The 12604-nt window shown below is 44.2% G+C and carries 14 protein-coding genes and 2 pseudogenes; all 16 read left to right on the top strand.

The genetic code is table 11. The annotated features are described in order from the left end of the window. Positions 1 to 307 precede the first annotated feature (307 nt). The 16 genes and pseudogenes from JCM19039_RS20795 to JCM19039_RS20740 all read left to right on the top strand — a co-directional run bounded on the left by JCM19039_RS20795 (position 308) and on the right by JCM19039_RS20740 (position 12200). Positions 308 to 1003, top strand: coding sequence for a hypothetical protein (locus JCM19039_RS20795; RefSeq protein WP_152550310.1), 696 nt, complete (start codon positions 308 to 310; stop codon positions 1001 to 1003). Positions 1004 to 1567: 564 nt separating this feature from the next. Beyond that, positions 1568 to 2344 carry an IclR family transcriptional regulator gene (locus JCM19039_RS20790; protein WP_042430948.1) on the top strand — a complete coding sequence of 259 codons (777 nt, stop codon included), beginning with the start codon at positions 1568 to 1570 and terminating at the stop codon, positions 2342 to 2344. After that, positions 2337 to 3353, top strand: a complete 1017-nt coding sequence (locus JCM19039_RS20785; protein WP_255343750.1) for an aconitase family protein — start codon at positions 2337 to 2339, stop codon at positions 3351 to 3353. The genes JCM19039_RS20790 and JCM19039_RS20785 overlap by 8 nt, the downstream gene beginning before the upstream one ends. Then, positions 3245 to 3577 carry an aconitase family protein gene (locus JCM19039_RS26840; protein ID WP_255343749.1) on the top strand — a complete coding sequence of 111 codons (333 nt, stop codon included), beginning with the start codon at positions 3245 to 3247 and terminating at the stop codon, positions 3575 to 3577. The genes JCM19039_RS20785 and JCM19039_RS26840 overlap by 109 nt, the downstream gene beginning before the upstream one ends. After that, the gene (locus JCM19039_RS20780; protein WP_042430947.1) at positions 3574 to 4071 is read left to right on the top strand and encodes a 3-isopropylmalate dehydratase; all 498 of its coding nucleotides are present in this window, start codon (positions 3574 to 3576) and stop codon (positions 4069 to 4071) included. Before JCM19039_RS26840 ends, JCM19039_RS20780 begins: the two co-directional genes overlap by 4 nt. A gap of 16 nt (positions 4072 to 4087) precedes the next feature. Beyond that, positions 4088 to 4801 (top strand): tripartite tricarboxylate transporter substrate-binding protein, encoded by a 714-nt coding sequence (locus tag JCM19039_RS20775; RefSeq protein ID WP_042430946.1) that lies wholly within the window; start codon positions 4088 to 4090, stop codon positions 4799 to 4801. Positions 4802 to 5085: 284 nt separating this feature from the next. Further along, complete coding sequence (locus JCM19039_RS20770; RefSeq protein WP_042430945.1) at positions 5086 to 5544, top strand: tripartite tricarboxylate transporter TctB family protein; 459 nt, start codon at positions 5086 to 5088, stop codon at positions 5542 to 5544. Positions 5545 to 5559: 15 nt separating this feature from the next. After that, positions 5560 to 5700, top strand: coding sequence for a hypothetical protein (locus tag JCM19039_RS24725; protein ID WP_193744322.1), 141 nt, complete (start codon positions 5560 to 5562; stop codon positions 5698 to 5700). A 20-nt stretch (positions 5701 to 5720) separates the two neighbouring features. Continuing rightward, positions 5721 to 7076 (top strand): tripartite tricarboxylate transporter permease, encoded by a 1356-nt coding sequence (locus tag JCM19039_RS20765; protein WP_081834672.1) that lies wholly within the window; start codon positions 5721 to 5723, stop codon positions 7074 to 7076. Further along, complete coding sequence (locus JCM19039_RS20760; RefSeq protein WP_042430937.1) at positions 7073 to 8278, top strand: CaiB/BaiF CoA-transferase family protein; 1206 nt, start codon at positions 7073 to 7075, stop codon at positions 8276 to 8278. The genes JCM19039_RS20765 and JCM19039_RS20760 overlap by 4 nt, the downstream gene beginning before the upstream one ends. Positions 8279 to 8701: 423 nt before the next feature. Then, positions 8702 to 8938 carry a hypothetical protein gene (locus JCM19039_RS26110; protein WP_238545180.1) on the top strand — a complete coding sequence of 79 codons (237 nt, stop codon included), beginning with the start codon at positions 8702 to 8704 and terminating at the stop codon, positions 8936 to 8938. Continuing rightward, positions 8935 to 9684: a hydroxymethylglutaryl-CoA lyase gene (locus tag JCM19039_RS20755; RefSeq protein ID WP_238545179.1), complete on the top strand. Its 750-nt coding sequence runs from the start codon at positions 8935 to 8937 to the stop codon at positions 9682 to 9684. The genes JCM19039_RS26110 and JCM19039_RS20755 overlap by 4 nt, the downstream gene beginning before the upstream one ends. A gap of 117 nt (positions 9685 to 9801) precedes the next feature. Then, positions 9802 to 10365: a transporter substrate-binding domain-containing protein gene (locus JCM19039_RS26835; RefSeq protein WP_255343748.1), complete on the top strand. Its 564-nt coding sequence runs from the start codon at positions 9802 to 9804 to the stop codon at positions 10363 to 10365. Positions 10366 to 10373: 8 nt separating this feature from the next. Beyond that, complete coding sequence (locus JCM19039_RS26830) at positions 10374 to 10658, top strand: transporter substrate-binding domain-containing protein (RefSeq protein WP_255343747.1); 285 nt, start codon at positions 10374 to 10376, stop codon at positions 10656 to 10658. 80 nt (positions 10659 to 10738) lie between these two features. Next, positions 10739 to 11433, top strand: a pseudogene (locus tag JCM19039_RS20745) (amino acid ABC transporter permease). A 25-nt stretch (positions 11434 to 11458) separates the two neighbouring features. Further along, positions 11459 to 12200 (top strand): annotated as a pseudogene (locus tag JCM19039_RS20740) (amino acid ABC transporter ATP-binding protein). Positions 12201 to 12604: the final 404 nt, after the last annotated feature.

Raw genomic sequence — 12604 nt, 5'->3', positions numbered from 1 at the left:
AATTTATAATATTATTAATATAATAGACTATTTCATTTTAAACAATTTATAATTAATAATATTGTAATGCGACGCCAACTAATCTGATGAAGCTGATATAGTTTTATTCAGGAGCAAACCAAAAATAGCGAGGAGGCAACGACCGAGGAAAGTACAGCTACTCAAGAAAAAGGTCATGCATTAGGTTTGGTTGACACGTCTAGGGAAATTTCTATAATGAACGGAAATAGAGATTGTGTTAATTTAACGACGCCAAAATTAACATATGCAGAAAAATTGTATAATTAACAATAATGAGGTGTTCACTTTGAATATATACAAAGTCTCTATGCTGTACACTATATCCAGCCTTCTTATTTTATCTGGTTGTTCGCAAATATACAATATGACCACTTCATTTGATGAGAATCTTCCTACAACATTTGAAGAAGCAGCTTCGAGTGCTGAAATAATAGTAAAAGGACGTTTTGGTAATGAAGTTGATACGATTAATGCATTGAGAGACTCGGATGATCCAACCCAAGAAGCAGAAAATTCGCACTTAGACGGTCACATATATGAGTTTGCAATAGGAGAACTTTATAAAGGAGAGTTGGAGTATGATATTCAAATTTTACTCAGCTCAGCAAGATTGATTACTGTCCGAAGTGAAAATGGTAATGATGTTGGGGAAGTCATGGTTCCCGAAATTGATTGGGAGGAGCCTGATCCAAAAAAAGACTACCTACTTTTTCTTTCTCAAACTGATTTAGAAAATACTATATACGCACGTTCATCTTCAGCGGGTATAATTGAAGTGAATGACGATGGTGAGCTTCGAATTGTTTCAAACCGTGTTGAAGGTGAAGAAGGAGATAATATCGAAATAGAAAATGGTACAGCCATTATGTATACAGAAATAAGAGAAGATATAAATGTTGATTATCAAGAAGAAGGTCCTACAATTGAAAATTTTGTTGAGTATATGAATATAGAAGATGCTGAGTACCATTTCGAAGATTGAATGATTATTGCAAGCTCAATTCCTAAGCCTTAATTAAGTACTATGTTGCAGAACTTAAACGTTTCTTAAACCCATAAATGGACAGTGCTGGCAAGGTTTCATCATTCGCATGTAATTGCTTTTTATACTCTTAGTCATCATATAATTCATCCGGACCGTGCCCCTGCCAAGTAACCACAAAACAGCTAACAGTTTTACGCTTTTTGTACTAAATCGGTATGAAAACTGAACATTTTCTAGAACATGGCCACTTCTAAGAACTTATCAACCTCAACCCTAAATCGTCAGCATATACTCGACAGTCACTTAGCTTCACTACAATATATGAATTATGATTTATGAAAACACTTGAGATGTGGGTGCTTGAGCGATATTTCCGTCACTACTATGCTCGGTCACATGTTTAAGAACTAGAATCCTTCGGTTACACAAGCGAGCAATTGCTCGCTTTTTTTGGTTTGTTAGAAAATCTCCTTGACAACGGATAGCGCTTTCATTAAGATAACACAAAGCTTCCGCAATACGGACTTGATGTCCGCATTATGGACAATGAGGAGGTTGATGATGGCACAAGACAAAGAAATTGTTCAATCTGTCGACAGAGCGATGGACCTGCTATTTTGTTTCACAACGTCCGAGCCGGTTCTATCGATGAAAGATTTTATTGAGAAGACGGGCTTAAAGCGCCCCACCATTTTTCGATTACTTAATTCTTTACAATCTAGAGGTCTCATTATGAAGACAGAGCAAGGGGATTATCGACTTGGGTTTCCATTCGTACGATTTGCGCAAATCGTTACCGAATCCCTCGATGTTAGGCAAGCTGCAATGAAAATATTGAAAACGCTTTCGTTTGATATTGGTGAATCTGTGAGTTTGAATATTCTTCAAGGAAATCGCCGGGTTTGCATTGATAAAGTCGATGGAACTCAAGATTTAACCCACTATGTCAAATTAGGTGTGCAGTACTCGCTTGTGAAAGGAGCATCCGGCAAGATTTTTCTCGCTTATGCCAATCGCGGATTTACTGAGGAAGTTATCCAAGAATGGGAACGAACGAACAACCAAGAAATTGATCGAGCCAGTTATTATGAGCAACTGGCTGACTTTAAAGCTCAACGTGTCGCCGTAAGCAAAAACGATCGTGTTCTCGGGGCCTATTCTGTTTCTTCACCCATCTTTGATTCAACGAATCAAATGATTGCTGCACTTACGATTTCTGGTCACGAAGGCAGGCTTAGTGCTGAGATGGAACAACAGATTATTGCAAAGGTAAAAGAAGCGACGAGTGAAATCTCTACAAAAATGGGATTTATGCAGATGGAGGTATACGATGCCTAAGACAATTATTGAGAAAATTATATCGAATCATAGCAAGCAGTCTGTCCAAGCAGGCGATTTAACGATTATAGACGTCGACGCTACAATGGCCACCGATTCAACCGCCCCGCTTGCCATAAAAAGCTTTAAGGAGATGGGGGGGGATCAGGTCGCCGATTCTGACCGTATTGTGCTTGTCATCGACCACGCCTCCCCAGCTCCGAATGAGCGCGTGGCTAATCTTCACCAGTCGATGCGCGATTTTGCGAATGAACAACAAATCAAGCTTTACGATGTTGGTGAAGGCATTTGTCATCAACTAATGATCGACAATCACCATGTACAACCAGGTCAAATTGTATTTGGTGCTGACTCTCATACCGTCACTTACGGTGCGCTAGGCGCATTTGCAACCGGTGTTGGATCGACGGACCTTGCCGGTATTTGGTTAACTGGACAAACGTGGGTTAAGGTGCCCGAGACGATAAAAATTGAACTTGAAGGAGAAATGCGAACCGACATTACAAGCAAGGATATTATTCTACACATTGTCGGCAAGCTTGGCATTTCTGGCGCCACATATAAGGCAATTGAATATACCGGATCAGCCGTCCGGGGCATGTCCCTTTCTAGCAGAATGACGCTTGCCAACATGTCCATCGAGATGGGAGCGAAAGCCGGTCTTGTAAATACGGAAAATTTGGAATGGTCTGAAGAATTTCAGCACATCCAACCCGATAAGGATGCGATTTATACGGATGTTCATACGATCGATGTATCCAGTATCCAACCACAAATCGCCGTCCCCCACTCACCAGACCAAGTAGTGGCACTTGAAACACTCGTCGGCACACCCATCCATCAAGGTTTATCGGTAGTTGCACGAATGGCAAGCTTGAAGACTTGCAAGCAGCCGCACGCGTGCTTAAAGGGCAGCACATTAAAGCAGGAACGAGGTTGCTCATTGCCCCAGCTTCACGCAAAGTGTTCCAAGATGCACTGGATGACGGAACCGCACAAATTCTTATGAATGCCGGCGCCACGTTCCTCACTTCAGGGTGTGGCCCTTGTGTCGGAACGCATATGGGTGTGCCCGGTAATGGAGAGAACGTCATCTCCACGTCAAATCGGAATTTCCCAGGAAGAATGGGTAACCCAAAAGCGAACGTCTATTTGAGTTCTCCTGCGGTCGTCGCACAAACGATGATTCATGGTGAAATTGTTAATGAGCAGAAGGAGTTGACCGTCCAATGATTTATACCGGCGATACACACGTATATGAGGTGAACAACATTGATACCGACCGGATCATTCCAGGGAAGTACACGAAGACGCTTGATTTTCAAACGTTCGCAGCACACGTACTGGAAGATTTAGATCCTGAATTTACAAAACGAGCAAAGGCAGGCGACATCCTCGTCGTAGGTGAGAATTTTGGTTGTGGCTCTTCAAGAGAACAAGCACCCCTTGCGATTAAGTCTAAAGGTATTTCCGTTATCATTGCTCGTTCCTTCGCACGGATCTTTTTTCGCAATGCTGTGAATGTCGGTATGCCCGTAATTGAAGTGCCCAACCATACCATTCAGAAAGATGATCAGGTTGAAGTGAACCTTGCTGAAGGAACGGTAAAGAATCTTTCAACCGATGACATTTACACCGGAACGGTAATGCCAAGTATTATGATTCAAATATTTCAAGAAGGCGGTTTAGGGGATTATCTAAAAAAACATAAAACTTACCACGTGTAGAGGAGGCATTACAATAATGAAAAAAATGATGCTCATGTTACCCGCCCTACTGCTTATGGCTGCATGTAATGAAGATGCTGGTTCTGATGCACAAACCAATGAGAATTGGCCAGAAGAAGAAATTACGATGGTAGTCCCCTTTCCAACCGGTGGCACTGCTGATCGCCAGGCAAGAGCTCTCGCTTCAGCAATGGAAGATGATTTAGGCGTAAGAATTCTTGTGGACAATCGCGAAGGTGGTGCAAGTGCGATCGGGGCGACAAGTCACTTCCAACAAGATCCTGATGACGGCACTCATTTTATTTACAACTCTCACCCACATTTTGAAGCAACGATCCTCAGAGGTGCCGCATACGACTTCGATGATTTTGATTATATGGGGATTATTCATGAGTCACCGATTGCGATTTGGGTGCCCGCTGATTCTGATTATGAAACGCTTGAAGACTTAATTATAGACATTGAACAAAATCCAAACACGTTAAGTTACTCAATGATTTCTTCGTCATGGTCAGACACATCCATTAAAATTCTAATGAATGAATTGGGTCTCGATGCGAGAGACATTCCTTATGATGGAGGGGCAGAAATCCGAACTGCTCTTCTCGGTGGTGAAGTTGATTTCATGGCCTCTGATATTGAAGGAACGATTGCCGGGGGCGGTGACGATTTACGTGCACTTGCCGTGTTCGCCGATGAGCCTATGAACAACGCCCAGATATCCCATTAATCAACGAAGAACTTGCAGATATGGGAAGCACCAATGAGATGCCCGTGATTTCAAATCGCCGGTTTGCTCAAGTAAAGTCAAGCTTCCGAGAAGAACACCCTGAACGGTACGATATTTTGGCTGAAGCCGTTCAAAACGCGGCCCAGAGTGATGAATTCAACGATTGGGAGAATCTCAAGACATGTTTTTTACGTGGGTGGATGAAGAGGAAACTAACCAACTTCTCGATGAAACGTATCAACTTATCTCTGAATATCGTGACTTATTTGAGTAGGTGAAACCATATGGCTACAGAAATTAAAAACTTACTATTTTTGTTCGCAATTGGTGCCTTTACAGTGTACTACTATCTCGATGTACAGGCGTTACCTGAACCTGAAGAGCGAATACTTGTTGAAGTGATATCAGGAGGGTTATTCATTCTAATTGGAATACGAGGAAGCTGGTCCATCTATAAAATTATTCGATTACGAAACGATGAAACATCTTTTCTACAAGACATCTTAACTTGGCTTAAAAACAAACAAGCAATGCTCTTGTTATCGTTCATCTTGTATGTCATCTTCATTCCAATTCTTGGCTTCTTCACGTCAACGGTGCTCTTTTTCATCGGCATTAACTACTACCTAAAAAGCCGCAAATGGTGGGAAATGACAATTCTTCCGGTTGTCGTTATATCACTTATCTACTTTATCTTTGTCTTTTTCTTACAAGTCAATATCCCTACTGGATTATTGATCTAACGAGGAGGTGGTCACTTGATTGATGTGCCCGCTTTAATGGATGGTTTGCAAATCGTCTTTAGTTGGCAAGTATTATTGTTCATCATTTTAGGGTTGGTTGTTGGCGTCATTCTCGGGGCGGTACCTGGGGTGTCAGGAGCACTCGGCATTGCCTGACACTTCCTTTAACGTACACGATGCAACCGCTTGATGCCATCATGTTTCTCTCTGGTATGTTTACTGGGTCCGTGTACGCAGGAGGAATCACTGCGGTCATGCTTAACATTCCCGGGTCACCAGGCGCGGTTGCGACTACGCTCGATGGTTACCCAATGACGAAACAAGGACGACAAAATGAGGCGCTAGGCGCTGGATTAATGTCATCAGTCATCGGGTGCTTAGCAAGTTATCTCGTTGTATTTTTTATCATTCAGTCGATGGGGAATTTCGTTCTACTCTTTCAGGCGCCTGAAATGCTTATGCTCGCTGTCTTTGCTCTTTCAATCATCAGCATGATTAAAGGCAATTTGTCCAAGTCGCTCATCGCTGGATTTTTAGGATTATTGCTCGGTTCTATTGGTGCGACTGCATATGGCAGAGAGCGAGGTACATTTGGACAGATTGAATTGTACGAAGGCATCCAAATCGTACCGGCATTGATGGGCTTACTCGCGATCTCTGAACTGTTCTACCTTGTACAACAGAAGTTTATCGTTGGGGACAATACGACTCATATTCAACGGAGTTTCAAAGATTTTGTGAAGGGTTGCATGCTTGTCATTAAACAGAAAATCAATACGATTCGTTCCATTATTATTGGAATTTTCATTGGAGTACTGCCAGCTGCTGGCGCCACCGTCGCCTCACTCGTCAGCTATTCACAAGCGCAAACCTTCTCAAAAAACAAAGAAAACTTCGGCAAAGGCGAGGATAGTGGACTAATTGCAGCAGAAACCGCCAACAGTTCTTCGGAGGGTGGAGGCATGGCAACGATGCTCACGTTCGGCATCCCTGGCGGGAGTGCCACCGCCGTTCTTATGGCTGCATTTATGATTCACGGACTCACACCTGGACCTTACCTCATTCGTGATCATATGGATATGACCTACGCAGTCATCATCGGCAACATCATCCAAGCTTTTCTACTGTTGTTTATCGGTTTTATCTTCGTCTGGTACTTTAGCAAACTCGTGTTAGCACCTGCAAGGCTGATCATCCCCATCGTCGCGATCTTTTCGCTATTAGGCGCATTTTCCGTGCGCGGCATTTATTTAGACGTCGTATTGACACTCGGCTTCGCCGTACTCGCTCTTGTGATGCGTAAACTAGACTACCCGTTAATTGCTGTTTTGCTCGGACTCATTCTCGGAGCCACCATTGATGGCGAGATGACGAGAACGTTACTAATCTATGAAGGACAGTACTTATCCCTATTAGAGAGGCCCATTTTTACGACGATGTTCATCATTACCATTATCTTATTCACCTTGCCTTGGGTTCAGAAACGATGGGCGAAAAGAAAGCAGAAACGTAACGAAGGAGGAGTATCATGACACACCTACAATCTGGACCTCTCGCTGGTATCCGCATTCTCGATTTATCCACAATGATTGCCGCCCCTTACGGGGCAACGCTTCTCTCTGATTTTGGGGCTGAAGTCATTAAAGTCGAAATCCCAAACAAAGGAGACACTCTTCGAAGTATGGGACCTTTTAAAGACGGAGAACCGCTTCGTTGGCCAGGTCTTGCACGAAATAAAAAATCTTTGACGCTAGATCTTCATCACGAAGAGGGCCAAGAGATTTTACGCAAACTCGTTCGTCAATCAGATATTGTAATAGAGAATTTTCGGCCGAACACTTTAGAGAAATGGAACCTTGGCTACGAGCAATTAAAGAAATGCAACGAGAACATTATTATGATCCGAGTAAGCGGTTATGGTCAGACCGGTCCTTATGCTCCAAAAGCAGGCTTCGGAACACCTGCTACCGCGTTTAGTGGCTATACGTATTTGCAAGGCTTTTCAGATCGACCACCAATCAGTCCTTCCTTCTCTCTACTCGATTATATTACCGGTGTATACGTCGCATTTGCTTCATGTGCTGCCTTGTATCATCGGGATACCGAAGGTGGACAAGGTCAAACCGTTGATCTCGGCCTTTATGAATCGATGTTTCGGATGATGGAATTCCTCGTTGCCGATTACGACCAGAATGGAATTGTTAAAGAACGTTCCCCTGGCTTGAGCGGTCATTCCAGCCCAGCAGGAACTTTTCAAACGAAAGATGGGCACTGGCTTGTGCTAGTCACCAGTTCTGATCCAACGTTCGCTCGTTTAGCCGCAGCAATGAACCGAGAAGATATGTTAAAGGATGATCGGTATTACACAAACGCCGTCCGACTCCAGCGGTTTGAAGAAACGAACGGTATCGTTGCCGATTGGGTGAAGAGTTGGGATCGAGATGAACTACTCGTTCACTTAGATCATCACGGTGTACCGATTAGTGCCATAAACAGCATTGAAGACATCTTTAATGATCCGCATTTTAACGAGCGTAATAACATTATTGAGATGAAGCATCCACGACTCGGCGCTATTAAAATGCCTGGTGTCGTGCCGAAATTCTCTGCAACACCTGGTAGCGTAACAAACGTAGGTCCCGATCTAGGGGAGCATAATGAGGAGATACTCTCTAGCATGATCGGTCTAGATGAACACCGAATTCAACAACTCAAAAATCAAGGTGTCATCTGAAATTTTCATCCTATATGAGTTGAACGAAAGAATTTCATCAAGAACCGGTGGGAAGCTTGGTAATGTGGAAACCTTACTCGAGTTGGGGAAAATCGCAGGAAAAGCGGCATATTCTCATAAACTCGAGAACAGATTTTAAGGTCACGTGTACATCCCCGTCCCGAAGTACCCACATGTTGTCGGCGCGAGCCGCGCCAAACCGAGTCCGATTTGGCTTCGGCCCTGCTGGGGCCGACAGATTGCTTGCTTATGGGCATTGAATCTGCGCGCAAAATGGCACCAAGCGCAGCGCTAGCCCTCCAATCGAACAACCAAAAGCGCAAATGCGGAATTTTCTAATCATTGTTGATGAAATTCATGTGTGCGTTGATGCTTTACAAATTTATGCGAGAATCTTACTGCGAAGAAGGAGGAGACCTCTCTATGAAAGTAAATATCCATGAAGTCTGTCCAAGAGATGGATTTCAAAGCATGCCCGTGTTTGACAAACAGACAAAAGTTGACATTATCAATCGTCTAACCCGGTGTGGATTCCATGAAATTGAAGTGACCTCATTTGTTAGCCCGAAAGCTGTCCCACAATTGCAAGATGCGGATGAAGTGATTCGTGATATTGACAGAAGTCAACCTGCGACATTACGAGCCTCGTCCCGAACTTGAAGGGATTAGAGCGTGCCCATCAGCTTGGCATTAAGAAATTAAAACTGATGCTATCCGGTAGTGATTCGCACAGTTTATACAATGCGAACGCCGATACGTTTGCTGCGTTAGAACGATATCGATCGGTCGCTGATGAGGCTCATAAACTGGACATCAAAATGACTGGCAGCATCGCTGTTGCCTTCGGCTGTCCGTATGAAGGGGAGTTACCTGTAGAAAGACATGAAGCAATATGCCAGAAATACGAAGAGCTTGGCATTACAAGTATTTCCTTAGCAGACACTACCGGTATGGGAAATCCGAAAAACGTTCGTAAAATTATCAGGCATTTAACTCACTCGTTCCCGAGCTTCACTTTCTCAATTCACCTTCATAACACCCGCGGCATGGCGTTTGCAAATGCCCTAACCGCATTGGAAGAAGGCATCATCGATTTCGACAGTTCAACGGGTGGAATCGGAGGTTGTCCGTACGCACCAAACGCCAGTGGAAACATTGCGACCGAAGACCTCGTGCACGGCTTTGAAGAGATGGGAATCCAAACCGGTGTCGACCTTGACCGGGTGTTAGACGCGGCTCGTTATCTCGAAAAACAATTCCCTACCCACGTCGATAGCTTTCTTCTCAAAGCAGGAAAAGCTAAAGACTTGCATCGGCGCCCGGAAAGCAAAGAACAATCTAAATCACCCTGCCAGACTGGTTTATGTGAGCAACAGCCCTCCGTATCTACGGGAACCATTCTTTAGAGAGTGGTTCTTTTTATTTTATGGATACCCCACCTGAACCATTGACAATTTTCTGATAAGGTGCTACTTTAAACCAAGTAAACTGATATGCATTATAAAACAAGTGGGTGGATGAGGATGAAGAAGAGCGGATTATTATTTTACCTAGGAATGGCCACAGTAATGCTAGCTGCATGCGGTGGGGAAAACGAACAAGATACGGGTAGCGAAGCTGGGGACGGCGACACGTCTTGGACAGATGTTCAAGATTCAGGAACACTAGTGGTCGGTACATCAGGGACATACGCGCCAATCACATACATGGATGAAAATAACGAATTAACCGGTTTTGAAGTTGAATTAGTCAGAGAAGTAGCAAATCGCCTGGACTTAGACATTGAATTTAGCACGATGGACTTTGATGGCATTCTACCTGCTTTAAGAAATGGGCAAATTGATGTGGCTGCACACGATTTTGCAATTACTGAAGAAAGATTGGAGACGTTTGACTTTGTAGAACCGCACAAATATTCGTATGGTTCAGCGATTGTACGGGCAGAAGACGTGGACCAATTTACTTCTGCTCATGACTTGGAAGGTGTGGAGGTCGCTCTCGGCTCTCTAACGAGCAACTACGCCATCTTTGCCGATAATATTGGCGCAGACGGTACGGCTTATGATGCGGAACCGAAGCCATTTTAAGAGACGTATTGAACGGAAATCAAAGCGCGTATTTAAACGATTACCTCGTGCTCGGCCAAACCCTCGAAGAGTTTGGTGACGACAATCTTGTATTAGCTGAAGATGTACGTTACCACGCAACAGAAAGCGCCATTGCCTTGCTTAAAGGGAACGAAGCGCTTCGCGATGAGTTAAGTGTCGTCATCGACGAACTGATTGAAGAAGGTTATGTCGCTGAACTTTCAAATGAATTTCTCGGAGAAGATGTCTCACAACCAAATGACGATGCGGACATCGTTAGTTTAGAAGGATAAACGAGTCGTGAGCATGACGGATGACACATTACCTTAGTGCTCACGAATTTCCTTACATCAATTAAGTCAGGAGAATAAAAATGTTTGAGTGGTTTTCAAATATACAATGGGAGTATTTGTATGACTTCGAGCTAGCCGTCGACTCCTTACCTTTCCTTATGGAAGGTTTAAAAATCACGGTTATTATCGCTTCTTTCAGCATGTTCTTCTCGTTAGTCCTCGGCATTCTGCTCGGCGTCGCCCGCATGTCAAAGTATTGGTTTCTTCGCTTACCAGCTCGGGTATACATCTCTTTTATGCGCGGAACGCCACTACTCGTCTTTATTTTCATTCTCTATTATGGGTTTCCGGTCATTGGTATTGAATTCACAAGCGCCATCGTTGCCGGAATCGTCGGGGTCAGCTTGAACTTCGCTGCCTACAGCGCAGAAGTCGTTCGTTCCTCCATCATGTCTGTGCCGAAAGGGCAATGGGAAGCGGCAGCATCTTTACAAATGAACTACGTCCAAACGATGACGAAAATCATTATCCCCCAAGCGACGCGAATTGCATTGCCACCGACATTTAGCATCTTTATGGATGTGGTAAAAGGAACCTCCCTAGCATCCGTCATTACAGTACAAGAATTGTTGTATAGCGCCCGGCTCATCTCAGGAAGAACGTATGACAGCATGACGATGTACATTACCGCAGCCTCATCTATTGGGCTGTATGCATCATCATTGGGTATTTCCAAGATCGTTTGGAAAAGAGATATAACCGCTATTTAAGCTAAAAAAGAGGCATGGAGGTTTCCGCACATGATTGAGGTACAGGCACTAAAGAAGTCATTTGGCCCAACGGAAGTATTGAAGTCCATTGACTTTCAAGTGAACAAAGGCGAAGTGATTGCGCTAATTGGTCCATCGGGGTCTGGCAAAACCACCTTGCTACGGTGTTTAAACTTATTAGAAACTCCGGATGCCGGCTCAATCTCGATCGGGACATCGGCGTTAACATTCGGCAATGATATTAAAAAAGCAGACATCAAAAAGATTCGCCAGTACTCAGGAATGGTGTTTCAAGGCTTTCACCTGTTTCCTCACAAAACCGTATTGGAGAATTTGTATACCGCTCCGGTCGCCTTGAAACGAAATTCTAAACAAACGCTCATTGAAAAAAAGCGAAGCGATGCTCGAAAAAGTAGGCATGATTGAGCACAAACATAAATATCCAGACGCCCTATCTGGCGGGCAGCAACAGCGTGTCGCCATTGCTAGAGCATTAGTAATGGAGCCGGAAGTGATGCTCTTCGACGAGCCTACCTCTGCGCTCGACCCGCAATTGGTAAGAGGTGTGCTGAAAGTGATTGAAGGGTTAGCACACGAAGGACAAACGATGGTGATCGTCACCCATGAAATGAACTTCGCCAAAAGAGTCGCAGACAAGATCATTTTCATGGACGAAGGATACATCGTCGAAGAAGGTAACGGGGATCAAGTCATTACCAACCCCCAAGAAGAGCGGACAAAATCCTTTTTATCCCTCCTTGAGGAAGAATAACGACGTGCCGCCTGTAGTCAAGATCATTGAAAACCCCAATTGTGCGCACGCGCGCAATTGGGGTTTTCTGGATAGTAGCAATCTAGATAAGTTGAACTAAATAAATCCTTCAAGAACCAATGGTAAGCTTGGTAAAGCGGAAACTGTGTTCGAGTTGGGACCGAACTTGTTCTCAAGTTGGAGAAAATCGCAGGAAAAGCGGTGTATTCGGTAACAGATCACCTGGTCATGTGTACATCCCCGCCCCGAAGTACCCACATGCTGTCGGTGCGAACGCGCCGAACCGAGTGCGGTTTCGTTTCGGCCCGGCGGGGCCGTTGTGTCGTTGGCGCTTCAGTCTTCAATCTGCGCGCAAGTTGGAACAAACTGCGCAAAATAGCACCGCGCTACCTCACCACACCACA

Source organism: Geomicrobium sp. JCM 19039, assembly GCF_000698145.1.
Taxonomy (GTDB): Bacteria; Bacillota; Bacilli; order Bacillales; family Marinococcaceae; genus Geomicrobium_A.
Note: the sequence above shows the minus strand (reverse complement) of the source record. Positions and strands in the feature narration are given on the sequence as shown.